The sequence below is a fragment of the uncultured Bacteroides sp. genome, assembly GCF_902472605.1.
GTDB lineage: Bacteria > Bacteroidota > Bacteroidia > Bacteroidales > Bacteroidaceae > Phocaeicola.
Genome location: NZ_CABROP010000032.1, coordinates 13,688 through 40,501, shown reverse-complemented (window position 1 = coordinate 40,501; position 26,814 = coordinate 13,688). Strand labels below are relative to the sequence as shown.

19 protein-coding genes are annotated in these 26,814 nt (G+C 48.1%); 12 read left to right on the top strand and 7 right to left on the bottom strand.

Annotation, left to right across the window (positions count from 1 at the left end; all coding sequences use genetic code 11):
• Positions 1-1,287 precede the first annotated feature (1,287 nt).
• From RDP42_RS08755 to RDP42_RS08725, 7 genes are all read left to right on the top strand, one after another.
• On the top strand, positions 1,288-2,367 hold the full coding sequence (locus RDP42_RS08755; RefSeq protein WP_308763365.1) for a HindVP family restriction endonuclease: 1,080 nt from the start codon (positions 1,288-1,290) through the stop codon (positions 2,365-2,367).
• Positions 2,368-2,372: 5 nt separating this feature from the next.
• Positions 2,373-3,281, top strand: coding sequence for a DNA cytosine methyltransferase (locus tag RDP42_RS08750; protein ID WP_308763364.1), 909 nt, complete (start codon positions 2,373-2,375; stop codon positions 3,279-3,281).
• A 1,129-nt stretch (positions 3,282-4,410) separates the two neighbouring features.
• On the top strand, positions 4,411-5,157 hold the full coding sequence (locus RDP42_RS08745; RefSeq protein ID WP_204476517.1) for a polyprenol monophosphomannose synthase: 747 nt from the start codon (positions 4,411-4,413) through the stop codon (positions 5,155-5,157).
• 11 nt (positions 5,158-5,168) lie between these two features.
• Positions 5,169-6,509, top strand: coding sequence for a dihydroorotase (locus RDP42_RS08740; RefSeq protein WP_308763363.1), 1,341 nt, complete (start codon positions 5,169-5,171; stop codon positions 6,507-6,509).
• A gap of 10 nt (positions 6,510-6,519) precedes the next feature.
• Positions 6,520-7,425, top strand: a complete 906-nt coding sequence (locus RDP42_RS08735) for a vitamin B12 dependent-methionine synthase activation domain-containing protein (RefSeq protein WP_308763362.1) — start codon at positions 6,520-6,522, stop codon at positions 7,423-7,425.
• Between the two features lie 19 nt (positions 7,426-7,444).
• Positions 7,445-8,632 carry a metallophosphoesterase gene (locus RDP42_RS08730; RefSeq protein ID WP_308763361.1) on the top strand — a complete coding sequence of 396 codons (1,188 nt, stop codon included), beginning with the start codon at positions 7,445-7,447 and terminating at the stop codon, positions 8,630-8,632.
• The gene (locus RDP42_RS08725; protein WP_204476499.1) at positions 8,629-9,366 is read left to right on the top strand and encodes a 1-acyl-sn-glycerol-3-phosphate acyltransferase; all 738 of its coding nucleotides are present in this window, start codon (positions 8,629-8,631) and stop codon (positions 9,364-9,366) included. Before RDP42_RS08730 ends, RDP42_RS08725 begins: the two co-directional genes overlap by 4 nt.
• A gap of 65 nt (positions 9,367-9,431) precedes the next feature.
• On the opposite strand, the gene RDP42_RS08720 is transcribed toward RDP42_RS08725, so the two are convergent.
• The gene (locus tag RDP42_RS08720) at positions 9,432-10,127 is read right to left on the bottom strand and encodes a DUF4369 domain-containing protein (protein ID WP_204476498.1); all 696 of its coding nucleotides are present in this window, start codon (positions 10,125-10,127) and stop codon (positions 9,432-9,434) included.
• Between the two features lie 170 nt (positions 10,128-10,297).
• Between RDP42_RS08720 and RDP42_RS08715 the strand changes: the two genes are divergently transcribed.
• On the top strand, positions 10,298-12,469 hold the full coding sequence (locus RDP42_RS08715; RefSeq protein ID WP_308763360.1) for a S46 family peptidase: 2,172 nt from the start codon (positions 10,298-10,300) through the stop codon (positions 12,467-12,469).
• Entirely contained in the window at positions 12,469-14,631 is a 2,163-nt protein-coding gene (locus RDP42_RS08710; RefSeq protein ID WP_308763359.1) for a S46 family peptidase, read from the top strand. The genes RDP42_RS08715 and RDP42_RS08710 overlap by 1 nt, the downstream gene beginning before the upstream one ends.
• A 51-nt stretch (positions 14,632-14,682) precedes the next feature.
• On the opposite strand, the gene xseB is transcribed toward RDP42_RS08710, so the two are convergent.
• The 3 genes from xseB to RDP42_RS08695 are packed head-to-tail and all read right to left on the bottom strand — an operon-like array spanning position 14,683 to position 17,584.
• Entirely contained in the window at positions 14,683-14,892 is a 210-nt protein-coding gene (gene xseB / locus RDP42_RS08705; protein ID WP_022353962.1) for an exodeoxyribonuclease VII small subunit, read from the bottom strand.
• 9 nt (positions 14,893-14,901) lie between these two features.
• Complete coding sequence (gene xseA / locus RDP42_RS08700) at positions 14,902-16,203, bottom strand: exodeoxyribonuclease VII large subunit (protein WP_308763358.1); 1,302 nt, start codon at positions 16,201-16,203, stop codon at positions 14,902-14,904.
• Positions 16,193-17,584 carry a S8 family serine peptidase gene (locus tag RDP42_RS08695; protein WP_374046967.1) on the bottom strand — a complete coding sequence of 464 codons (1,392 nt, stop codon included), beginning with the start codon at positions 17,582-17,584 and terminating at the stop codon, positions 16,193-16,195. Before RDP42_RS08695 ends, xseA begins: the two co-directional genes overlap by 11 nt.
• 131 nt (positions 17,585-17,715) lie before the next feature.
• Here RDP42_RS08695 and RDP42_RS08690 point away from each other — a divergent pair, with 131 nt between their 5' ends.
• Both RDP42_RS08690 and RDP42_RS08685 read left to right on the top strand, forming a co-directional pair.
• Positions 17,716-19,101 (top strand): MATE family efflux transporter, encoded by a 1,386-nt coding sequence (locus RDP42_RS08690; RefSeq protein ID WP_308763356.1) that lies wholly within the window; start codon positions 17,716-17,718, stop codon positions 19,099-19,101.
• Between the two features lie 64 nt (positions 19,102-19,165).
• Positions 19,166-19,795, top strand: a complete 630-nt coding sequence (locus RDP42_RS08685) for a cytidylate kinase-like family protein (protein ID WP_308763355.1) — start codon at positions 19,166-19,168, stop codon at positions 19,793-19,795.
• Positions 19,796-20,051: 256 nt separating this feature from the next.
• Here the strand turns inward: RDP42_RS08685 and thrC are convergent, their stop codons facing one another.
• Genes thrC through thrA form a run of 3 tightly spaced genes read right to left on the bottom strand, consistent with a single transcriptional unit; the run spans position 20,052 to position 25,026 of the window.
• Complete coding sequence (thrC, locus tag RDP42_RS08680) at positions 20,052-21,353, bottom strand: threonine synthase (RefSeq protein ID WP_308763354.1); 1,302 nt, start codon at positions 21,351-21,353, stop codon at positions 20,052-20,054.
• 13 nt (positions 21,354-21,366) lie between these two features.
• Positions 21,367-22,581, bottom strand: coding sequence for a cofactor-independent phosphoglycerate mutase (locus tag RDP42_RS08675; RefSeq protein ID WP_204476150.1), 1,215 nt, complete (start codon positions 22,579-22,581; stop codon positions 21,367-21,369).
• 12 nt (positions 22,582-22,593) lie between these two features.
• The gene (gene thrA, locus RDP42_RS08670) at positions 22,594-25,026 is read right to left on the bottom strand and encodes a bifunctional aspartate kinase/homoserine dehydrogenase I (protein ID WP_308763353.1); all 2,433 of its coding nucleotides are present in this window, start codon (positions 25,024-25,026) and stop codon (positions 22,594-22,596) included.
• A gap of 403 nt (positions 25,027-25,429) precedes the next feature.
• Between thrA and radA the strand changes: the two genes are divergently transcribed.
• Complete coding sequence (gene radA / locus RDP42_RS08665) at positions 25,430-26,803, top strand: DNA repair protein RadA (protein ID WP_308763352.1); 1,374 nt, start codon at positions 25,430-25,432, stop codon at positions 26,801-26,803.
• Positions 26,804-26,814: the final 11 nt, after the last annotated feature.

Sequence of the window (26,814 nt, the reverse complement as noted above, 5' to 3'; positions counted from 1 at the left end):
GTCAACTTAGTCAGGAATTAATCTTAAAACTGACAACTATTTTCAGTACACCTCACCTCTCATACAGCATCCGAAAAAACGCACTTGCGCTTCAAGTAAAACGTACTTGTCTTCCAACTCAAACGAACTTGCGTTTGAGTCTAAACGTCCTTGTGTTTCAGGCAAAACGCACTTGCATTTCAGGACAGCCAGCCCCCCAATCCATCCCAACCTTGACGGGTTGACGGGTTGGCACCGGTTTTCTAAACTTCCTATATACGGGTGTGGAAAAATACAACTTTTATATTTTTCCACACCCGTATATATAGAAGTTATAAAAATGCCTGCCAACCCGTCAACCCCGACAAACCTGTCAACCCCAGAATGGAGAAAACCATAAAATTCATTTCCTCGTAAACTACTGATAAAAAGAATCTTACAAGAGTATTTTCCTAACTGAAGAGAAAACCTTGTCGGGGTTGTCAGGTAGTTTGTAAACTTTTATATATACAGGTGTGGAACATGTAAAATTAGAAGTTCCACACCTGTATATATAAAGTTTGAAAAAATGGGTGACAAACCCGTCAAACCTGTCATCTCCAGAATGGAGAAAACCGTAAAAGGAAATCCCTTATAAACTACTGATAAAAAGAACATTACAAGAGAACCCACCAGCTGAAGAGAAAAAAGCTTGTCGGGGTTGTCAGGTAGTTTGTAAACTTTTATAGAAAGGTATGGAAGCATTCTATGTGTTGATAGTCAACGACAAACTATAGAAATGACAAATAATAATGTATCATAGTAACACAAGATATAAGATAGCTTTAGGTAAAAAACAAAGAAGAAAAAAGAATGAACCTTCTGACAAACATTTTAATAATAAATTAACAGACTATTTTTATGATTCATCACATTTATGACGATACGAAGCCAAAAGCACAAAAGAATTATCAAGAAATTTATAATTAATATTGAAAACCAACACATTACAAGACCCCAAAAAGGAAAAAGGTAAAATAAGCCATAAAATGTGACTTACTGAGGCGAATTTTATAGCTTTATGATGTTTGCACAATAAAATTGTGTAACTTTGCATTTATATAAAAACTCGCATGACATAGATTCAAAGATTTTTTGAAAAATAGGTATCAGCCAAACAGATTGCCACATAGATTGAGTAAAAGTTTTAATATAGTCAATCTGCATACGATAAATAAAAGTATAATCACCTATTCCAATCCTTTATAAAGTTGCTGGTATCCTACAAGTGAATGTGTAAAATTTACTTATTGTAAAACAAAAATATATATGGCAGATAATAAGATAATAGCTCCTGGCTTATTTGCTCAAGACCATAATAATTCTAACAGAGATTATTCCCAGGAAAAGTATTGGGGTAAAAATCAGTTTAATAGTTCTTTTCCTGCATCATTAGTTGCATATATGGGTTATAAAGGGATTAAGCCTGTATATCTTAAAACAGATATAGAAAACAATGTCATACATACCTCAATAACTGCGACAGAACTATTCAAAATAGACCCACTAAGTCAAAATGCGTTTTATAATTTCGAAGCTGGTTATGTCGGTTTTGAAAAATTCTATATAGGTGAAAGAGAGAAAATAGATTTGGTAATGGTTGATAGCAACACCAATGAGAGTTTAATAGGATTAGAAGTCAAATTAACGGCAATACCGGATAGCACTACCAAAAATTTATCAGAAGATAAATATTGTAGTGAAATTGTAGTACGTCCTCCAACTATAAATTTTTTAGCATGTAGTTTATGTAATTGTTTTGCAGGCACAAAAGGAAGAAATACATTGCGAGAGTTATTAGGTACCGTACCTCAAATAAACCATTGGGAAGAAATTGATGCCGTTTTACCTCACTACGACAAGATATTAAATGCAATTTTAAATGTCAGTCAACATTTACAAAAGAAACAGACACCTCTAATTATCCAACCTATTTGGAAAACCGTGAAAGGAAGTGCCATATTAGCTAATGACTGTTTGGATGTTTTTGTGTGGTCAAATTTATCCGTTATACAAATGTGTTGTTTGCAGGAAGCTGATAAGACTAAGATAAATAGACCTATGAGGACTATTATTTGGCTATACTTAATGCTTTTTGATTATGCTGTATATGAACAATTTGACTACAGAAGAATTGTCAGATTACACTCATACAATATTGCCAATGATAAAGCTTTTGCAATAAGTGGAATACAAAGTTATGCGTTATTGAAAAGTCCACAATTAACCCATCCAAGAATTAATAAAAGTGAAATAAAGAATATCATATTAGGAGGTGGACAAAATTTCCTAAGTCCTGAAAGGCGTTTTGATGCAGTTATTGTATATAGTCCTGAATTATTTGATTAGCATATATGAAAGTCGTAGATTTATTTAGTGGGTGTGGTGGTTTAAGTTTAGGTTTTGAAAATGCAGGCTTTGATGTCGTGGCTGCATATGATAACTGGCAGCCTGCTATTGCCGTTCATGAAGCTAATTTTACACATCCTATATTTAATGTAAATTTATCGGATGAAGATACAGCAATAAAACACATCGCAAAATACCAGCCTGAAATGATTATTGGTGGTCCACCATGTCAAGACTTTAGTAGTGCAGGCAAAAGAGACGAAAATAACGGTAGAGGAGATTTGACAATTTCCTTTGCTAAAATTATATCTGCTTTGAGACCTGCTTGGTTTGTTATGGAAAATGTTTCTACCATAACAAAATCTACAAAACTGGCAGTTGCTCGTGATATGTTCAAACAATCAGGATATGGATTAACGCAAATAGTCTTAAATGCAGCATTATGCGGTGTACCTCAAAGAAGAAAAAGATTTATAATGATTGGGCATTGGGGAGAACAAGATGACTTTATGCTTGAAACTATCAAAAAAAGAATTTCAGACAAAGAAATGACTGTCAAAGATTATTTCGGAGAGCGTTTAAACATTAATTATTATTATAGACATCCAAGGAGCTATGCAAGAAGGGGGATTTTTAGCGTGAATGAACCAAGTCCAACTATCAGAGGAGTAAATCGCCCTATTCCCAATGGCTATAAGATACATTCAAATGATCCTATACAAAGTTTAGTTGGAGTTAGGCCATTGACAACTAAAGAACGCAGTATGATACAAACTTTTCCTGAAGATTTCATTTTTATTGGAGGAAAAAGTGATTTAGAACAAATGATAGGAAATGCTGTGCCTGTAAAATTAGGAGAGTTCGTTGCATCCGCTATTAATAGTTACATTATAGCACAGCAAGAATCACATTGAGAAATCTACCATTCTGTCCATGTTCAATTTCCCAATCATACTTATTAGCTACATCGGCAATCTCCTTGTAGGTCACCGATGTAGTTTATCAAAAGGACATCGACTACCGGCATAATCATACAGCTAAGTCCTATTGTTTACTGTTACACTTTGATTTCATTAAAGTTCTGCATCATACTCTTTACATCGGCCACTTTGTCCTCGCTAAAGATAGATTTATATTTATCTGTACCGTAATGAACAATCATATCAATGAATTACATCGTTGACAACATAAAATATATCAGTAAGAACATTCAAAACTGCTTACGCATTTTTAGTCCATTCTGAAATCGATTGATGGTCTTGTCTTAATCCACATCGACAAATCCAACCATATTATTGATACACAAATACACATTCTCTAAACTGCTAAGTTTTTAATATTCTATTACATTCAGAGCCCCCTGTTACGGTCTATAAATCCGAATTTTTCATTGATGATGACTTACGTCTTCTTGTTCTTAGTTAGTTCCACATTACAGAAAGTAGTCTTATTGAATTCCGATTCAAACTTTCTTGTTAGGTTGACATAGATACAGATACCAAGGTATTCACAACCTGCCTTGCTTATACTGAAATGTCTCACTATTGAATAGGAATACAAATGACATTTTTTACTCCCGTCCGCATCCGGTTTAATCTCTCAAATTCCACATGGGACTTAGTGTGGAAACAGACTCAAATGACTTGTTTCCACACTCGTATATATAAAATTAAAAAAACGGATGACAAACCCAGAGAGGAGAAAACCATAAAAGCCAACTTCCCGTAAGCGCCTGATAAAAAGAATCTTACAAGAGTATTTTACTAACTAAAGAAAGGAAATCTTGTCGGGGTTGTCAGGGTTGACAGGTAGTTTGTAAACTTTTATATAGTAGGGTGTGGAAACAGACTCAAATGACTTGTTTCCACACCTGTATATATAAAGTTTGAAAAAATGGGTAGCAACCCCGCCAACCCCGACAAGCCTGCCCTCCCCAAGCCGGGAGGTCTTCCCCAAAAACAGGACTCCTGTGAAGAAAAAAACCTGCCAAGAAAAGGAATCCATATTTTATGCGTATATTTGCACGACATATATAGAAATACCATGCAGACAAGTGACAGTATTGTGATAATTCCTACTTACAACGAGAAGGAAAACATCGAAAATATCATCCGGGCGGTATTCGGACTGGAAAAATGTTTCCACATCCTGGTCATCGAAGACAACTCACCCGACGGCACGGCCGACATCGTTCGCCGGCTGCAAAACGAGTTCCCCGAACGCCTGTTCATGATTGAACGGAAAGGCAAGCTCGGACTGGGCACCGCGTATATCACCGGATTCAAATGGGCCATCGAACACGGATACGACTATGTGTTCGAGATGGATGCCGACTTCAGCCATAACCCCAACGACCTGCCTCGGCTTTACAAGGCCTGTCACGACGACGGCGCCGATGTGTCCATCGGTTCACGCTACGTGAGCGGGGTCAATGTAGTCAACTGGCCGATGGGCCGGGTACTGATGTCGTACTTTGCCTCCAAATACGTGCAATTCATCACCGGTCTACCCATTCACGACACCACTGCCGGCTTTGTCTGCTACCGCCGGAAAGTGCTTGAAACCATTCATCTGGACCATATCCGCTTCAAAGGCTATGCGTTTCAGATTGAAATGAAGTTCACGGCCTACAAATGCGGTTTTCACATTACCGAGGTTCCTGTCATCTTCATCAACCGCGAGTTGGGTACTTCCAAGATGAACAGCAGCATTTTCGGAGAAGCCGTGTTCGGTGTCATCCAGCTGAAATGGGACAGCTGGTTCAAGAAATACCCCAAGAACTCTAATTGAAAAAAGTGTTTATGAAACGTACGTGGATACATCATGCAATCATTGTAAACGAAGGACGCCGGTTTGCCGGTTCCGTGGTTATTGAAGGAGAAAAGATTCAGGAAATCATCGAAGGAGACGGAAAACCTGCTACCGACTGTGACGAACAGATTGACGCAGAGGGATGCTTCCTGCTGCCGGGAGTGATAGACGACCATGTACATTTCCGCGACCCGGGACTGACGCAGAAGGCGGATATGGCTTCTGAAACAGCCGCTGCCGCTGCCGGAGGAGTGACGGCCTTCATGGATATGCCGAACTGCAATCCGCAGACCACTACCCTGGAAGCACTGGACAACAAGTTTCAGGATGCCGCCACCAAGTGCATCGTGAACTACTCGTTCTACTTCGGAGCGACCAACAACAACACGCACCTGCTCAAGGAACTGGACAAGACCCGGGTGTGCGGCGTGAAGCTCTTCATGGGGGCCAGCACGGGCAACATGCTGGTAGACCGCATGGAGGCACTGAAAAAGATATTTTCGGAAGCGGGTATGCTGATTGCCACGCATTGCGAGGACCAGAATACCATCCGTCAGAATACCGAACACTATAAACAATTATACGGAGAGGACCTCGACATCTCTTTCCATCCGCTGATACGGGATGAGGAGGCTTGCTATCGTTCTTCCTCACTGGCCGTGGCACTGGCCAAGGAAACGGGAGCCCGCCTGCACATTCTGCACATCAGTACGGCACGTGAACTGAGTCTGTTTGAAGACCGTCCGCTGACTGAAAAGAAGATTACAGCAGAAGCCTGCGTATCGCATCTGATGTTCTGCGACGAGGACTATGCCCGCCTGGGCGCCCGCATCAAATGCAACCCGAGCATCAAGACGAAAGCCGACCGCGATGCCCTGCGAAAGGCACTGACCACGAACCTGATTGACGTGATTGCCACCGACCATGCACCTCATCTGCTGTCGGAGAAACAAGGCGGTGCGCTGAAAGCGGTATCCGGCATGCCTACCCTGCAGTTCTCGCTGGTGAGCATCTACGAACTGGTACACGAAGGCTTGCTTTCGATGGAGCAACTGGTACAGAAAATGTGCCACGCCCCTGCCCAGCTTTTCCAAATCAGCCGGAGAGGTTTCATCCGTCCGGGCTATCAGGCCGACCTGGTGCTGCTGAATCCGCACAAGGAATGGACCGTCACGCCCGACTGCATTGAAAGCAAATGTGGCTGGAGTCCGATGGAAGGACGCACATTCCACGGAAAAGTAGAGAAAACATTTGTCAACGGGGCCGTGGTTTATGAGAATGGAAAAGTGGACAAAGCTCACCGCGGACAAGCCCTGAAGTTTGAACGATAAGAAAAGCCGTATGAAAACAGACATCACCACCGTCCAATACGACATACACGACCTGGCCGAGTACATCAACTGGATTTATTTTTTCCACGCGTGGGGATTCCAGCCTCGCTTTGCCACCATTGCCGACATTCATGGCTGTGATGCCTGCCGGGCCGGCTGGCTGGCTTCGTTTCCGGAATCCGACCGTGCCAAGGCTGCCGAAGCCATGCAATTGCATAAGGAGGCCGTGCGCATGCTCAACCACATCGACGGGAAATATCACGTCTATGCCATCTACCGCCTCATGGAGGCCAATGCCGACGGCGACAACCTGATCTTGGATGGAACTTTTTTCCCCTTGCTCCGCCAGCAGACCCGTGTACGTCCCGACGACCCGTTTCTTTGCCTGAGCGACTTTGTACGCCCGCTTTCATCGGGCATCAAGGATACGGTGGGGGGATTTGCCACCACCATCGACCCGGCCATGGAAGAAGAGTTCCTGCACGATGATTACCAGGCTCTGCTCATCAAGACGCTGGGAGAACGTCTGGCGGAAGCAGCTGCCGAAAAGATACACGAAACCGTGCGCAAGGAAGTCTGGGGCTATGCCAAAGACGAGCACCTCACCATGAAGCAGCTCCTGAACGAAGATTATCAGGGCATCCGTCCTGCCGTGGGCTATCCCTCCCTGCCGGATATTTCGGTCAGCTTCCTGCTCGACCGCCTCATCGACATGAAACGCATCGGCATCCGCCTCACCGAGAACGGGATGATGCAGCCGCATGCGTCGGTATGCGGACTGATGTTCGCGCATCCAGCCTCCCGCTATTTTGCCGTGGGAAAAATCGACGAGGAACAGCTCATGGATTATGCCGCACGACGGGAAATGAGTCCCGATGTGTTGCGGAAATACCTGGCCGCCAACTTACAATCCTAACCTATTCAAATCCAGCCATATGATTCTACTAAGAGTTTCCCTTCTGTTTCTGGCCTTGTTCCTCCTACCCGACTGGTACATCTGCAAGACCTATCTGTCGGATGGACCGTACCGGAAATGGAAGAAAAAATTCTGGTGGCTTACCCTCGTCCTGATTGCCGTGCTGATTGTATTCCTTATCGGGCACAACTCACTGCATGACTACTTCGGCACGTACCTGATTGTGGCCTTGTGTGTCACCATCCCGAAAACGATTTTCATGCTGGTCAGCATTTTGCTGAGACTGCTCCAAAAGCTTTTCCGCTGCCACCTGCCTCACGGCAGCATCTCCTTGGTGCCCGCGGTACTTATCTTGGGATACATCTTGTTCGGAGCGATCAAAGGCAAGGAATATTTTCAGGTGAAGGAGGTGACGTTCTGTTCGCCCGACCTTCCGGAGGCTTTCGACGGCTACCGCATCCTGCAACTCTCGGACATCCATTCCGGAAGCTGGAAGGGGGACGGTAAAGCACTCCAGAAAGCCATCGACCTCTGCAATCAACAAAAAGCTGACTTGGCCGTATTCACCGGCGACCTGGTGAACAGCCGGGCCGATGAACTGTTGGAGTTCATGCCGATATTCTCCCAGCTGAAAGCGCCCGACGGCGTGTATTCCGTCTTGGGAAACCACGATTACGGGACGTATGTCCGATGGGAAAACGAACAGGCCCGTCTGACCAATGTGGACAGCCTGATTGCCCGTGAAGGCCGTATGGGCTGGCACATGCTGCTGAATGATTCGCACATCATCTACAAAGGGAAAGACTCTCTCGCCTTGGCGGGAGTGGAAAACAGCGGTAAACCTCCCTTCCCCGACCGGGGCGACCTGCCGAAAGCCTTGAAAGGAACCGAAGGCATGTTTACGGTGCTGCTGAGCCACGACCCGACCCACTGGCGGCGGAAAGTATTGCCTGACACCTCCGTGCAGCTGACCTTGTCGGGACACACCCACGACATGCAGATCAGCCTGTTCGGTTTCTCCGTGTCTCGGTTCATCTATCCGGAACACCGGGGATTGTATCTGGAAGGCCCTCGCGGACTGTATGTCAACATCGGACTGGGCTATGTGCTCTTCCCCATGCGGTTGGGAGCCTGGCCGGAAATCACGGTCATCACCTTGAAAAAAGCATATTCAAATAACCCTCAAAATAACTCTATCAAATTATGAGATTCTTATACATCATTTACCAAATCTGTATCGGACTACCCATTTTTATCGTATTAACCATTCTGACGGCACTCATCACCATGTTGGGATGCTGGCTCGGGAACGGCCATTTTTGGGGATATTATCCTGGCAAGATATGGTCGCAGCTTACCTGTTTCCTGTTTTTAATCCCCGTCAAGGTAGAAGGCCATCAGCATATCGACCACAAGACCTCGTACGTGTTTCTGGCCAACCACCAGGGAGCTTTCGATATTTTCCTGATTTACGGATTCTTGGGACGGAACTTCAAGTGGATGATGAAGAAAAGCTTGCGCAACATTCCTTTCGTGGGAAAGGCTTGTGAATCGGCCGGCTTCATCTTCGTCGACAAATCCAGTCCGCGAAAAGTGTACGAAACCATCAAACGGGCGGAAAAGATTTTGCAGGGAGGTACTTCGCTCGTGGTATTCCCGGAAGGAAGAAGAACTTTCACGGGGCACATGAATGAATTCAAGAAAGGCGCGTTCCTCATGGCCGACCAGCTGCAACTGCCTGTAGTTCCCATGACCATCAACGGTTCATTCAACATTCTGCCGCGTACCGGCAAACTGCTTTCCTGGCATCCGCTGAAACTGACCATCCATGAACCTATTTATCCGAAAGGCAAAGGACAGGAAAACCTTGCCCTGCTGATGGAAGAATCTTACCAGGCCATCGAAAAGGGACTGCCGGAAGAATACAAAGGAAGAAAATAAGGAAAAGAAAAGAGCATAAAAAAATAATCGGGTAGAAAGCGGTTTCTTTCTACCCGATTATTTTTTTAATGAAAAGGGGCATGCGACATATTCTCGCGCGCCACCGACACATACTCTTGTATCATGTAATTGTTCTTGAACGAGTCGGGCGCCCCTTCTATAATCTCCTGCATGAGCGGGGTTAGAAGCGGATAAGGCAGGCTGTTGCCCAACATCAGAAAGACTCCCGGACCCAGTACATTCTCGTAATTGTCCTGAATGAAAGTCTTGGTCAGCTGATTCATCTCTTCCGACAGCTGGTCTCGTTTTTTCTGGATTTCTTCATGAACGGTCTGCAAATCTTTTCCGTCCATAATCATCCGACTTTCTTCGTGTTCCACTTCGTATGCACGATCATCCAGTGAATTTTTCTGCATCACGAAATCATTGAAACAATCATTCAACGGAGTCCCCTTAATTGTGATCCCCGCATTGTCAATCTGTATGGCAATATGTCCTGGTTCTATCACTAAAGGCATAATACAGTCATCATCCATATACAAAGAAGCCAGTACGGTAGAATCCACTTTCCCCTGCATCTCAAATAAGCCATGAATCACTTCAGCCGAGTCAATGTTGACCAATCTATCACCCACCGGGATTTTTATAAAAAGCATTTTGCCGTCCAACATTGAAACCGATGAAGTACCTTCTATCTTATATTTCTTACTGCAAGAAGTGCAGAGCAGTGCACACAACAGAAAAAAATAAAGTTTATACATGCTGCAACCGTTTAAATTTGTGGACAAAGGTATAATCTTTCAAGGATGAGCCGAAATAAATTATCAAAATTTATACTAAGATAGTGGTTTATTACCTTTTAATGTAAGCAGATGAAAACGATATACGTTTTTTTGCTATTTTTGTGCTCTTGAATTAACATCATCACAATATGAAAAAGCTAAAAGTACTCGCACTCGCACTTATTTGTGCCGTCTTCTCTCCGGCGAAAGCCGACGAAGGAATGTGGTTGCTCCAACTCATGCAGGAGCAGAACCTTGCCGACCGAATGAAAGCGCAAGGCTTGAAAATGGACATCACGGCAATCTACAACCCGAACCAGATTACCTTGAAGGATGCTGTAGGAATCTTCGGAGGTGGTTGCACGGGCGAAATCATTTCTCCCAACGGACTGATTCTGACCAACCATCACTGTGGCTACGGTGCCATCCAACAACATAGTTCCGTGGAACACGATTACCTGACCGACGGTTTCTGGGCCAAGAGCTATCAGGAAGAACTGCCGACCCCGAGATTGACCTTCAAGTTTGTAGACCGCATCGTGGATGTGACCGACAAAGTAAACCAAGACATCCAGAAAGGCAAAATCAGTGAAACGGAATCCTTCGGAAGCAAGTACCTCAAGAAACTGGCAGACGAAGAATTGAAAAAGAGTGACCTGAAAGGAAAACCCGGTATTTCTGCCATGGCACTTCCTTTCTATGCCGGAAACAAATTCTATCTGTTCTTCATCAAGACTTACAGCGACATCCGTATGGTAGCTGCTCCCCCTTCATCTATCGGTAAGTTCGGTGGAGAAACCGACAACTGGATGTGGCCACGTCACACCTGCGACTTCTCCATGTTCCGTATCTACGCCGACAAAGATGGAAACCCGGCTGCCTACAGCAAGGACAATGTGCCTTTGAAAGTGAAGAAGTACCTGACCATCTCTTTGAAGGGATTGCAGGAAGGCGACTATGCCATGATCATGGGATTCCCTGGAAGCACCAGCCGTTACCTGACCGAAAGCGAAGTACGTCTGCGCATGGAAGGTACCAACATTCCGCGCATCACCGTACGTGAAGCCCGCCAGGATATTCTCCGCAAGGAAATGGCAGCCAGCGACAAGGTACGTATCCAGTATGCCAGCAAGTTTGCCGGTTCCAGCAACTACTGGAAAAACTCCATCGGTATGAACAAGGCCATCGTAGACAACCACGTGTTGGAAGCAAAGGCTGAACAGGAAGCTAAATTCGCTGCTTTTGCCAAAGAAAAACAGAATGCAGACTATCAAGCTGTAGTCGGTAAGATTGATGAGTACGTAAAACGCGTGACTCCGCTCCGTACACAGCTGACTTATTTCACTGAAACTTTCAGAGGCGGTATCGAATTCGCACGCAGCTCCAAGATGAAAGCCCTGCAGGATCTGGCTGCCGCACTGAAAAAGAACAAGAAAAAAGACATCGAAACAGCCATCGAAACCCTGAAGGAAGCCTACGCCGATATCCACAACAAGGATTACGACCATGAAGTAGACCGGAAAGTGGCCAAAGCCCTGATTCCGCTGTATGCTGAAAAGGTACCGGCAGCAGCCCTGCCTGACTTCTATCAGACCATCGAAACGACCTTCAAAGGCGATTATGATGCGTATGTAAATGCCCTCTACGACAACAGCATCTTTGCCAACGAAAAGAATTTCAATGCGTTCGTCGAAAATCCGACCGCAGAAGCCATTGAGAAAGATTTGTCGGCTGAATATGCCAATGCTGTCACCAAGAAATACAAGGAACTGGCCGACCAGTTGGACAAGGCTAACGGCGACATCAACCTGCTGCACAAAACCTACGTACGCGGTCTTTGCGAAATGTACGCACCGACTCCGAAAGCACCGGACGCCAACTTCACTCTCCGTCTGACTTACGGTAACGTGAAATCTTACGACCCGAAAGACGGTGTACACTACAAATACTACACTACCCTGAAAGGGGTAATGGAAAAAGAAGACCCGAACAATCCGGAATTCGTGGTACCGGCCAAACTGAAAGAGCTGTACGCCACCAAGAACTACGGACGCTATGCTTTGCCGAACGGCGAAATGCCGGCCTGCTTCCTGACCACCAACGACATTACCGGCGGTAACTCTGGTTCTCCGGTGATGAACGGCAACGGAGAGCTGATTGGAGCGGCCTTCGACGGCAACTGGGAATCTCTTTCCGGCGATATCAACTTCGACAACAACCTCCAGCGCTGCATCGCCGTAGATATCCGCTACGTGCTGTTCATTGTAGAAAAGTTGGGTGGTTGCAAGAACCTGATTGACGAAATGACCATCGTAGAATAATGAAGCATAAAATTTTACTCACTTTATTTGCCACATTCACCCTCGCCGCTCATGCGGACGAGGGTATGTGGATGCTGACCGACCTGAAGCAGCAGAATGCGGCTGTGATGCAGGACTTGGGACTGGACATTGCCATCGACAAGGTGTACTGTCCCGACAATGTCAGCCTGAAAGATGCGGTGGTACATTTTGGCGGAGGATGCACCGGAGAAGTCATCTCTTCCGAAGGACTGGTACTGACCAACCACCACTGTGGATACGGGTATATCCAACAGCACAGCTCGGTGGAACATGACTACCTGACAGACGGTTTCTGGGCCATGACCCGGGAACAGGAACTTCCTTGCGAAGGACTGAACGTGACCTTCATCGACCGGATACTCGACGTGACGGAATACGTGCAGAAACAGCTGAAGAAGTCGAAAGACCCGGACGGGACGAATTATCTTTCTCCGTCTTTCCTGGCGGGAGTGGCCGAAAAGTTTGCCAAGAAAGAGCACATCCGTACCGACGAGTTCACTACCCTGGAACTGAAACCGTTCTACGGTTCCAATAAATACTACCTGTTTGTCAAAACTTCCTACAAGGATGTGCGCATGGTGGGAGCTCCTCCCTCTTCCATTGGAAAGTTCGGAGCGGACACCGACAACTGGATGTGGCCGCGTCACTGCGGAGACTTCTCTATCTTCCGCATCTATGCCAACAAGGACGGCAAACCGGCTGAATACAGTGCGGATAACGTGCCTTTGAAAGTGAAGAAACACATCGCCATCAACCTGAAAGGGGTGAAAGAAGGTGATTTCACGTTCGTCATGGGATTCCCCGGACGCAACTGGCGCTACATGATCAGCGACGAAGTGGAAGAACGTATGCAGACTACCAACTTCATGCGCGACACCATCCGCGGCGTACGCTTGCGGGTGTTGGGCGAAGAAATGGCCAAGGACGCGCACACGCGCATCCAGTATGCAGCCAAATATGCTTCATCGGCCAACTACTGGAAGAACGCCATCGGCATGAACGAAGGACTGGTACGTCTGAAGGTGCTCGACCGCAAGAAACGGGAACAGCAGCAACTGCTGGCCTTCGGCGACTCCATCGGCAACGACAGCTACCGGAAAGCTTACGAGACCATCAAGCAGATTGTGGCACAGCGTCATGAGGCAATCTATCACCAACAAGCCATCTACGAGGCCCTGATGTTAGGTACGGAATTCTTCAAAGTGCCGGATACGGAAGCACTGAAAGCAGCCTTGGAAGGCCAGAAACAGAAAGACATTGACGAAGCGGTAGCCGACCTGAGAGAAGCCGGAAAGAAGTTCTTCAACAAGGACTACAATCCGGAAGTGGACCGCAAGGTATCCAAACAGCTCATCGCCTTGTATGCCCGACTGATTCCGGCGGCCCAACGGATTGACATTTTCCAGACCATCGACAAGGACTTCCAGGGAAATACGGATGCCTTTGTAGACGCTTGCTTCGACCGGTCTATCTTCAGAAGTCCGGAAGCACTGGAAGCCTTTCTGGCACATCCGGATGCCGCTCAACTGGAGAACGACCTGATGGTGAAATACGCTGCATCCGTACGCGACGGTTACCAGGCGACAAGCGATGCCATGCAGGAAGAGACCAATGCCTACAATGCGGCCCACAAGACTTGGGTGGCAGGTATGCTACAACTGAAAAAGGCACACGGACAGCCTATCTATCCGGATGCCAACTCGACCCTGCGTCTGACTTACGGCAAAATCGGTTCTTACGAACCGGCCGATGGAAAAGAATACCTGTATTATACGACCCTGAAAGGGGTAATGGAAAAAGAAGACCCGAACAATCCGGAATTTGTGGTACCGGCCAAACTGAAGGAACTGTATGAAAAGAAAGACTTCGGTCCTTACGCCATGCCCGACGGACGCATGCCGGTCTGCTTTGCCACTGCCACCGACAACACGGGCGGTAACTCAGGTTCTCCGGTCTTCAATGCGAAAGGAGAACTCATCGGTACGGCATTCGACCGCAACTACGAAGGCTTGACAGGCGACATCGCCTACAATCCTCAACTGCAACGGGCCGCTTGCGTGGACATCCGCTACACCTTGTTCATCATCGACAAGTTTGCGGGTGCAGGCCATCTGCTCAAGGAAATGACCATTATCCGATAACCCGATTCATTCAATAAAAAAGCCAGACTTTCCGGTCTGGCTTTTTTTGGTTTAAGCTTGTGCGTCACTTTCTTCTTCAAGAATCTTCTTGATTTCCGCATCGGCTTTATACAATTTGTTCTTACAGAACTTGATCAGCTTCTGCGCCTCCTGCAGATACTCACCCAATTGGTCAATATCCAGTTCGTTGCTCTCAATGCGAGCCACGATTTCCTCCAGGCGCTTCATGGCCTCTGAGTAGGTTTCTTTCTTTGCTGCCATATCATTGTTTCATTTGATTACTCTACTTCTGAACCGCCCCTTTGCCAGACGGGTTTCCACTTCATCCCCCGGTTTCAGCAAGGAAGCGTCTGTCACTGCTTTTCCGTTCAGCAAGGTAAGGCTGTAGCCTTTCTTCAACAAGACTTCCGGCGAGGCGGAAGACACCCGTTGCGCCAACAGTTCCAGCCGATGCGTTTCACGCTGCACCCGGTTCTGCAAGGCCGAAAGTACGCGGGGCATCAGCTGCAAACGGTAGTTTTCCTGCAACAAACGTGACTGCCAGGCCGTCTTTATCCGGTTCTGAAAACGTTCCTGCCGGAAGTTTTCCCGCTGCAAACGCATCTGTACCTGTCCGGGAATACGGGTCACAAAAGCCTCCAGCCGTTGTTTCTCCTGCTGCAACAAGCGGGGAACTTCCTCATAAATAATTTCCTCGTATCCTTCCAGCTCCTGGGCCGTCTGCCGCAAGTGGTTAATCAGGAACTCGGCGGCAGCCGTCGGAGTCTTCACCCGGGTATGGGCAATCAGGTCCAATACGGTATCGTCGCGTTCATGCCCGATTCCGGTAATAATGGGAAGCGGGAACTGGGCACAGTTTGCCGCCAGCTCGTAAGTGTCAAAGCCGGAAAGGTCGGAAGTAGCTCCTCCCCCTCGGATGATGACCACCACATCCCAAAGGTCGCGCGTGGCATTGATACGGTCGAGGGCCTGAATGATGGACTGTTCCACCTGCTCTCCCTGCATGACCGCCTGAAAAAGACAAGGATAAAACACGAAGCCGAAGGCATTGTGCTGCAACTGGTTGCAAAAATCGCCATAACCGGCCGCCGTAGCCGATGAAATCACGGCAATGCGTTGCGTCAGCACCGGCAGTTCCAGTTCTTTATTGAGTGTCAGGATGCCTTCTTCGTCCAGCCGACGCAGAATCTCCTTGCGGCGGCGTACCATATCGCCCAACGTGTACGTCGGGTCGATGTTGACCACCGTCAGCGAATAACCGTACAGTTCATGGAAATCGACCGTCACCTTGACCAGCACCTTCAGTCCGGACACAAAAGCCTGACCGGTTTCCCGCTCAAAATACGCCCGTAACCGACTGAATACATTCGCCCAGATAATACCCCGGGCCTTGGCCAGCAGGGCATTGCCCGTCGCGTCTTTCTGCACGAACTCCAGGTAGCAATGGCCGGAATAGTTCACGCGTACGTCGCTCAGTTCCGCCTGCACCCAATATTCATCCGGCAAGCAGGAAGTGATGCTCCTCCTGACCAGTGAATTCAGTTCCAGCAAAGACAAAGGCTTATTTTCCATTACCGTCCGTTTTCAATTTCAACCCCATCTGATAGGCTTTCCACATATCGGTCACGCCATAACCGTAAATATTGTCCGGATAGGCACTACGGTCACTGGCCTTGTGCACAATCTCAATCAACTGGGGCACCGTCAACCACGGACAAGCCTGCCACAGACAAGCCACCAGTCCGCAGAACGTAGGAGAAGCAAACGACGTACCGTTGGCAAAAGAGGTACCGCCATCCACGCCTACCACAGCCGAATGCACACCTACCGCCATGACATCCGGTTTGATACGTCCGTCGGCCGTATCACCGATGGAAGAGAAAGGCGCGTTGACTCCCATATTGTCTATCGCTCCGATGGTCAAGATGCCGTCTGCATCCGCCGGAGGCGTAATCTTTTTCCAGGTATCCATGCCTGAGTTTCCGGCACTGCACACCACCATTAGTCCTTTCTTCGCCGCATACGAAGCCGAAGAAGCCATCAGGGAAGTACGCCCGTCCAGTTCACGGTATGTATAGTTATCTACCGGGTCGTCAAAAGAGTAATATCCCAGCGACGTATTCACAATGTCCACACCCACACTGTCGGCAAACTCGACCGCAGCCGCCCAGTAATCTTCTTCTACCGGCTGTTCCGTGTCATTGTCCTCACTCCGCAACAACCAGTAGCTGGCTTCCGGGGCCGTACCGACCATTACGTGCGGTTCATCGGCTGCCATGCACGAAAACACCTTCATCCCGTGATTGTGTTCGCCGTAAATGTCCGAATTCGGATTCACAAAATCATGCGTGCCTAAAATGGAGGTTTTACGGAAGATCTTCATGGCATCCACATTGAAGAACCCGGCATCGATGACGGCAATCTGCATGCCCTGTCCTTTGAAACCGGCCAGATGCAGACTGTCTCCGTTATGTATTTTTATCTGGCTGGAAGCCATGCCATAATAATCATCCTGTTTCTTCCATTGATTTTTCACCAGGTCTTTCCGGTGAGCCACTCTCGGGGGGATGGAATCGGGAGAGGTCCAGACTTTCTTCACCGAACGGACAAACGGATTATCCAGGTAACGGAGGGCCACCGACTCATCCGGCACCTCCATCAGCACCGTATTGTTCCACTTGCTGGATAACACATACTGTCCCCCCTGCTCTTTCAGACGGTCGATGTACACCTGGCATACAGGCAAGTCCGTAGAATCGACCGCCAATCCCTGATGCGCCCGACGCGCCAAGGCCCGTGCAGACAAGAAGTCCTCCGGATGTGCCAATGAATACGTGGTCTTTTTCTTGTCCGTAAGCTGGACCCGGTATTTATACATCGTTTCTGCTGAAGCGCTCCCCAAGCAGGCCAACAGGCAAAGGAAGACTCCTACTCTATTCAATTTCATCCACATAGCTCTTATTTTTGGAGCGCAAAGATACACAAAGTTTTCCCTGATTCCGGAAAAAAACTTACCTTTGCCCGATTTTTTAGAAAATCTAAAGATTTCTGGATAACAATTAATAAGAAAAAGAATAAGAGAGTATGACATCACAAAAAGGAACAGCCACCGAGTTGGGAACAGAAAGAATCGGGAAACTATTGATGCAATATGCCATCCCAGCCATCATTGCCATGACTGCCTCCTCCCTCTACAACATGGTAGACAGTATCTTCGTCGGACACGGAGTCGGACCGTTAGCCATCTCCGGACTGGCCATCACCTTTCCGCTGATGAACCTGGCCGCCGCTTTCGGCTCACTGGTAGGAGTCGGAGCCTCCACCCTCATTTCTGTCAAACTGGGACAGAAGGATTATACCACCGCCCAGCATATTTTGGGAAATGTGGTTTCACTCAACCTGCTCATCGGGCTGCTGTTCACCCTTGTCAGCCTGCTGTTTCTGGACCCGATTCTGTATTTCTTCGGGGCCAGCGATGCGACCCTTCCTTACGCCAGAGACTACATGATTACCATCCTTTTAGGAAATGTCATCACCCACATGTACCTGGGACTGAACTCTGTGCTGCGCTCGGCCGGACATCCGCAAAAGGCCATGGCGGCCACCATCCTGACCGTAGTCATCAATACGCTGCTGGACCCGCTGTTCATCTATACCTTCCACATGGGAATCCGCGGTGCTGCCATAGCCACGGTACTGGCACAGGTCATTTCCTTATGCTGGCTTATCAAGATTTTCTGTAACAAGGAAGAACTCCTGCATCTGAAAAGAGGGATTTATCGGCTCAAGATGACGCTGGTGGAAAACATTATCGGTATCGGACTGGCTCCCTTCTTCATGAACTTAGCTTCCTGCTTCATTGTCATCCTTATCAACAAGGGACTGAAGCTGTACGACGGGGATTTGGCCATCGGAGCTTTCGGCATTGTCAACCGCATCGTGTTCCTGTTTGTCATGATTGTGATGGGACTGAACCAGGGCATGCAACCCATTGCCGGCTATAATTTCGGTGCCCAGCACTATCATCGGGTGAACCAAGTCATGAAATATACCGTCATTGCCGCCACCATTGTGACCACCACCGGCTTCCTCGTGGGAGAACTGATGCCGGAACTGGCTGTATCGGCCTTTACGACGGATGCACAGCTCATCCAGCTGAGCGCAAATGGCTTGCAGGTGGTCGTCCTCTTTTTCCCCATCATCGGTTTTCAGATGGTGACCTCCAATTTCTTCCAAAGCATCGGAATGGCCAAGAAAGCCATCATCCTTTCGCTGAGCCGGCAAGTACTGATTCTGATTCCTTGCCTGCTGATTCTTCCTCTCTTCTGGGGAGTAGACGGTGTGTGGTACAGCATGCCGATTTCGGATATTACGGCCAGTATCATTGCAGGCACCATGCTCTACGCCCAGTTCAAACACTTCAAGCAACAACAGCGGCACAGTCCAACCGCTGACGAAAATAAAAGATAAAAAAGTCGCATTTTTCCATAGAATGATTTATATTTGCTTTATATCAAACTAAAGGAATTACACTATGGACGGACATTATGTGATTAATCTCGGACGCCAGCTCGGAAGCGGCGGAAAAGAAATTGGCGAAAAACTGGCAAATGATCTGGGCATTGCCTTTTACGATAAAGAACTGATCAACTTAGCTTCTGAAGAGAGCGGACTCTGCAGGGAATTCTTTGAGAAAGCCGATGAAAAAGCCTCACAGACCATTTTGGGGGGATTGTTCGGCACCCGTTTTCCTTTTGTAACGGAAGGAGCCTATCCCTATAATTCCTACCTGAGCAACGATTCGCTGTTCAAGATTCAGAGCGACGTCATCCGCCAGCTGGCTGAAAAACAATCGTGCCTGTTTGTCGGACGCTGCGCCGACTACATTCTCCGTGACCATCCCCGTTGCGCCAACGTCTTTGTGTCAGCCTCTCCCGAAGCCCGCATCGAACGCTTGATGAAACTGCACCACATCAGCGCCGAAGATGCCGAGGACTTGATGGAAAAGGCAGACAAGAAACGCTCGGCTTACTATAACTATTACAGTTACAAGACATGGGGAGCCGCAGCCACTTACCACTTGTGCATCGACTCCTCCGTACTGGGTATTGACAGCACCGTGGAATTCATCAAGAACTTTGTCAAACTGAAACTTCATCTTTAAACAGAATAAGACATCCTCGAAAAAGGAAGGGACTGTTCCACTGAAAAACGAACAGTCCCTTCCTTTTTTCTATCTGCCCAACCGCTACAATCCCAATAGTTGTAAAAGCTGAGTGTATGATATGCTTATCCACTCAGTACTTCCTTTGAAGTACTGGAGTACTCCGCTGAAAGTACTGCGGTACTCCTTAGGCAGTACTAAAGTACTTCTTTGGAAGTACTGAGAACTTCCCTTATCTTCGTCTGCTTTCGAACAATTACTGCTTCATCAGGTAAGCCTTGAAAGCGGCAAAGTCTTTCGACATCGGCACACTCTGCTTGGTTCCTTTCATGAAAGCCTGCAACTTTTCCGGAATCTTGACCTTCACGCCGATGATACTTTCCACCGTCTGCAGGAATTTGGCCGGATGAGCAGTTTCCAGGAACACGCCTACTTCACCCTCTTTCAATTCTTCGGCCAAGGCACGGTAACCGCAAGCCCCGTGAGGGTCGAGCAGATAACCGGTTTCCTCGTATACTTTCTGCACCGTTTCGCGAATCTGGTCGTCGGTATAAGTCTCTCCGCTGATTTCAGAAGCGATGGCGTCATGACTGCCATCGTACAAATCCAACACACGGGCAAAATTACTTGGGTCGCCCACATCCATCGCATTGGCAATCGTAGCCACAGAAGGACGCGGATTGTATTTTCCCGTCTTCAGGTATTGATAGAAGATATCGTTCCGGTTGTTGGCGGCAATGAAACGCTTCACGGGCAATCCCATGCGCTTGCCGAACAGACCGGCGGTGATATTGCCGAAGTTGCCACTCGGTACACAGACTACCAAGTTGTCTGCCTTTCCGATTTTCTTCATCTGGGCATAGGCATAGAAATAGTAGAATGCCTGAGGCAAGAAGCGGGCCACATTGATGGAGTTGGCCGAAGTGAGCTGCATGTGTTCGTTCAAGTCCTTGTCCATGAAGGCATTCTTCACCAAAGCCTGGCAGTCATCGAAGGTACCGTCTACCTCAATGGCCGTAATGTTATGTCCCAGTGTGGTAAACTGCTTTTCCTGAATCTCACTGACTTTTCCTTTCGGGTAGAGCACATAGACATGAATCCCTTCTACCCCCAGGAAACCGTTGGCTACGGCACTTCCCGTATCGCCCGAAGTGGCCACCAGCACATTGACCTGTTTTTTCCCTTCCTTGCGGATGAAATAGCCTAACAGACGCGCCATAAAACGGCCGCCTACATCCTTGAACGCCAGTGTCGGTCCATGAAACAGTTCCAAAGAATAAATATTGTCTTTCACCTTCACTGCCGGCACATCGAAATTCAAGGTATCATATACAATCTGTTTCAGAGTCTCCGCAGGCACATCTTCTCCAAAGAAGGCATCGGCCACTCTATAAGCTATCTCAGGGAAAGAAAGCGTATCAATCTCGTCGAAGAAAGACTGCGGCAATGCCTTAATCTCACGAGGCATATACAAGCCCTTGTCGGCTGCAAGACCTCTGACCACAGCTTCTTCCAAAGTAGCGTCCAGCGCTTTTCCGTTTGTACTGTAATACTTCATATTGTCAATTTGGTTACTGAATGTCCATAAATAAATTCATAAACTCGTCTTTTTCCAGAAGCCCGTAGCCGCCCTCCTTACAGCTTACTTCATCGTACGTCTGTACGACATCGGGCACCATGCCCGGATAGTAAATCAGAAACGGCACCGGCTCATTGGTGTGGGTACGCAACTCGCAAGGCGTAGGATGGTCGGGCAACACGGCTATGGCGACAGGTTCCTCCCATTGTTTTACCGCCTCATAGACCGGACCTACAATCCGACGGTCCAGGTTTTCAATCGTCTGCAACTTCAAAGGTACATCGCCTTCATGTCCAGCCTCATCGCTGGCCTCCACATGCAGATACACAAAATCATCGGTCTTCAATGCCTCAATGGCTGCCTGGGCCTTTCCTTCGTAATTGGTATTGTACAGTCCGGTAGCCCCTTCCACATCGATGCAGCGCAAACCGGCATAACGCCCGATACCTCGAATCAAATCGACGGCCGTAATCACCGCCCCTTTATGGATGGACGGATATTTCTCGGCCAAGGGTTCCATCTGCGGACGGTATCCCGGGCTCCAGGGCCAGATGCTGTTAGCCGGGTCTTTTCCTTCCGCCACCCGTTTCAGGTTGACCGGATGGGTAGGCAGTAGCTGTTGTGACTTCAGAATCAGGTCGTTCAACAAATCGGCCGTTTCCTGCGCTTCCGGGCACAGCGCTTTTACCATATTCGGGCGGAAAGGCTGCAACGGAATGTCATGCGGAGGCACACAGGCCAGCCGTTTGTCACCTCCCTTTATCACCAGCAGATGACGGTACTGCACTCCGGTATAAAAATGAATACGGTCGGACCCCAGTTTCTCGTCCAGAAAACGAATCAGTTCATCGGCTTCCTCGGTAGTAATATGTCCGGCAGAATGGTTCTTCAACGTATCTCCTTCCACACAGATGATGTTGCACCGCATGGCCATGTCTCCCTCCTGAAGATCTACCCCGATGCTGGCGGCTTCGAGCACGCCACGGCCTTCGTACACGGTCGGCAGGTCATATCCCATTACCGACATATTGGCCACCTCACTTCCGGGGTGAAACCCGTCGGCTACGGTCTTCAACATACCCGTACGTCCCATGCGTGCCAGTTGATCCATGTAAGGAGTCTGTGCATACTGCAATAAAGTCTTTCCCCCCAGCGAAGGCACCGCCCAGTCGGCCATGCCGTCGCCTAATATAATGAGATGTTTCATAATGGTCTGATTTTAGATATTGGCAATACTCATAATGTCTGCAAACACACCCGCGGCCGTCACACTGGCACCTGCGCCATATCCCTGAATCAGCATCGGGTATTCATTGTAGCGTTCAGTGGTCAGCAGAATGATGTTGTTGGTACCGGCCAGATTATAGAACGGATGGTTGCTGTCCACTTCCTGCAAGGCCACTTTTCCATGTCCGTTTTCCAGCGTGGCCACGAAACGCCAGCGTTTTCCTTCCTGTTCCACTTCGCGGCGACGCTCTTCAAACTCTTTGTCGAGTTTCGGAATGTTCTTCCAGAAATCATCCAGCGTACCTTCAAAATATTTGTCCGGGATAAACAAGTGAGTTTCCACATCTTCCTGATTCAAGCGATAACCTGCCTCACGGGCCAGAATCACCAGTTTCCGAATCACATCCTTTCCACTCAGGTCGATACGCGGATCGGGCTCTGAATAGCCGTCTTCCTTGGCCTGACGGATGGTAGCACTCAACGGCATGTCGGCACTGATGCGGTTGAAGATATAGTTCAACGTACCGCTTACCACCGCTTCAATCTTCAGTATCTTGTCTCCACTGTTTATCAGATCGTTAATCGTATTGATGACAGGCAGTCCGGCTCCTACGTTGGTTTCAAACAGGAACTTGACTCCTCGCTGACGGGCTATCCGTTTCAGTTCCGCATAGATGTCGTAATCTGAAGAAGCCGCAATCTTGTTGGCAGCCACCACCGACACGTTATGGCTCAACAAGTCCTTATAGAGAGCTGCAATGTCCGGACTGGCCGTACAATCCACAAATACGGAATTGAAGATGTTCATGCCCACAATCTCATCCCGAAGTACCTGAGGAGAAGAAACAATTCCTTTCTCATTCAATTCGTCCCGGAAATGCTCCAAGTCGATTCCCGCACGGGTAAACAAAGCCTTGTGTCCGTTGGCAATTCCCACCACGTGCAACTTCAAGCCCCGTTCCTGTTTCAATTTTTCCTGCTGTCCATGTATCTGTTCAATCAGGCTGGAACCGACCGTTCCTGTGCCGCAGATAAACAGGTTCAGCACCTGGTATTCGGACAGGAAGAACGAGTCGTGAATCACGTTCAGCGTCTTGCGCAGAGAAGCTCCATCTACCACGAAAGAAATATTGGTTTCCGATGCGCCCTGTGCACAAGCAATGACATTGATACCGTTCCGTCCCAACGTACCGAACAGTTTTCCGGCAATGCCCGGGGTATGCTTCATGTTCTCCCCCACGATGGCTACCGTAGCCAGATTGCCTTCTGCCTTCATCGGAGAGATTTCGCCCATTTCAATTTCCTTGGCAAATTCCTCATTCAGCACCTCACAAGCCAAATCTGCGTCTTCGTTTCTCACACCGATGGAGGTAGAGTTCTCGGAAGAAGCCTGGGATACGAGGAACACGCTGATGCCGTTCTCTGCCAGGGTTTTGAAAATACGGTGGTTGACTCCAATCACGCCCACCATACCTAAACCGGTCATGGTAATCAGGCAAGTATCGTTGATGGACGAAATACCCTTGATAGGCTTGGAAGAATGGTCGGCATCCTGCTTGACGATGGTACCCGGTGCCTCCGGGTTGAACGTATTCTTAATCAGAATCGGAATATTCTTGTGGCATACCGGATAGATAGTCGGCGGATACACCACCTTCGCTCCGAAGTTGCACAACTCCATGGCCTCCACATAGCTCAGTTCCTTAATCGGATAAGCCGTACTGATGACCCTGGGATCCGCTGTCATGAAGCCATCCACATCGGTCCATATCTCCAGAATGTCTGCATCCAGTGCAGCCGCAATGATAGAGGCTGTGTAATCCGAGCCACCCCGGCCCAGGTTGGTGACCTCACCGGTATTCTTGTCGGTCGAAATAAAGCCCGGTACCACGGATACGTCCGGTATTTCACTGAACGTCTCACGCACCAGCTGATTGGTCAGTTCTGAATCCAGGATATGCTTGTTATGTTTCTTTTCTGTCTTGATAAACGTGCGGGAATCAAACCACATGGCTCCTTGGATCAAAGTAGCCACGATGATGGAAGAAAGCCGTTCTCCATAGCTGACAATCGTAGCCGACGTTTTGGGAGAAAGGTCCCGAATCAAATAAATGCCCTGAAAAATATCCTTCAATTCACTCAGCAGTTCATTGACCAGGTCCAGGAGCAGTTCACGACCCCGCCCCGCAGGAATGACCGTGTACACCATTTCAATATGGCGGTTCACAATCTCCTTCATTTCCTTTTCATAAGCATCATCGCCCGAAGCCGCCATTTTCGAGGTACAAATCAATTTGTCGGTAATTCCTCCCAAGGCAGAAACCACTACAATCACTTTGTCATCTACTGCTTCTACAATGCGCTTTACGCTTAACATGCTATTGACGGAACCTACGGATGTGCCGCCGAATTTCAATACTTTCATAGGTTTATATCATTTTTATCACCGGAGTCCCGATTGTCCGGTTTATTCCCGTGAAAACGAAGTCCTTGCACTCATTCCACACGGAAACAAATACATTAAATTAAAATTGAATGAATAAAATAATTGAGATGTCTGCATCCGCAGACGTGTATCACGTAGAAACACCAAACATACTATCCTTTACCCCCGAGGGGTCATCCCTGTGGCAGAAGTGATGAAAGGCATGTACCCGTGCCCCATCAACAAGATGATATGAAGACAGCGTTCAGTCATAGATAATTGTTTTTCTGTCGGCAAATATAACAACATTTTTCTACAAACGCACATTTAAGTGATATTTTTTTGGCAGGGTCATAAATAAGCGTAAGATTTCGTACCTTTGTCTGGAATTATCGTGACAAATATGGCAAAAGAAAAAACAGTCTATGTCTGCACGAATTGCGGACAAGAATCCCCCAAATGGGCCGGAAAATGTCCCTCCTGCGGACAGTGGAACACCTTCGTGGAAGAAGTGGTACGGAAAGAAACTCCAGTGGCCAAACACGTGGCACATGGCATTGAATCGGTCCGTTCCAAACCCCAGCCGTTAAAGGAAATCGCCTCGGACGAAGAACAGCGCATCGATATGGGAGACGAAGAACTCAACCGGGTCTTGGGAGGAGGACTGGTGCAAGGCTCTCTGACCTTGATTGGCGGCGAACCCGGTATTGGAAAATCGACCCTGGTCCTGCAAACCGTACTCCGCCTCGCCCATAAAAGAATCCTGTATGTATCGGGAGAAGAAAGTGCCCGCCAGCTGAAGCTCCGCGCGGTCCGTATCCCCCATCCCGACAACGACAACCTGCTGATTGCGTGTGAGACCTCGCTGGAACAGATTTTTACCCACATCAAGAATGCGGCCCCCGACCTGGTCATCATCGACTCCATCCAGACCATCTCGACGGAAAACATTGATTCTTCTCCCGGCAGCATCGTGCAGGTAAGGGAGTGTACGGCTTCTCTGCTGAAATTTGCCAAAGAAACCGGCACTCCGGTCATTCTCATCGGTCACATCAACAAGGAAGGCAGCATCGCCGGACCGAAGGTACTGGAACACATTGTGGATACGGTGCTGCAATTTGAAGGCGACCAGCACTACATGTACCGCATCCTGCGCAGCATCAAGAACCGCTTCGGAAGTACCGCCGAACTGGGCATCTACGAGATGCGTCAGGACGGACTACGGCAAGTGAGCAACCCTTCGGAACTCCTGCTCACCCAAGACCATGAGGGGATGAGCGGGGTAGCCATTGCCGGAGCCGTGGAAGGGGTACGTCCTTTCCTGATTGAGGTACAGGCCCTGGTCAGCACGGCTGCCTACGGTATGCCGCAGCGTTCGGCCACCGGTTTCGACCTCCGGCGCATGAACATGTTGTTGGCGGTACTGGAAAAGCGGGTCGGTTTCAAACTGGCACAGAAAGACGTGTTCCTGAACATCGCCGGAGGACTGAAGGTCAACGACCCGGCTATCGACTTAGCGGTCATCAGCGCCATTCTTCCGATCTACATGGATGCGGAAATTGAAACGGGTGTATGTATGGCAGGCGAAGTGGGGCTGAGTGGCGAAATCCGTCCGGTCAACCGCATCGAGCAACGCATCAGCGAAGCCGAGAAATTAGGATTCCAGCGGATGCTGATTCCCAAGCATAACCTTTCGGGCATCGACCGCAAGAAAATCAAAATAGAACTTGTACCGGTCAGAAAAGTGGAAGAAGCTTTCCGCGAATTGTTCGGATAAGTTTCTTTCGC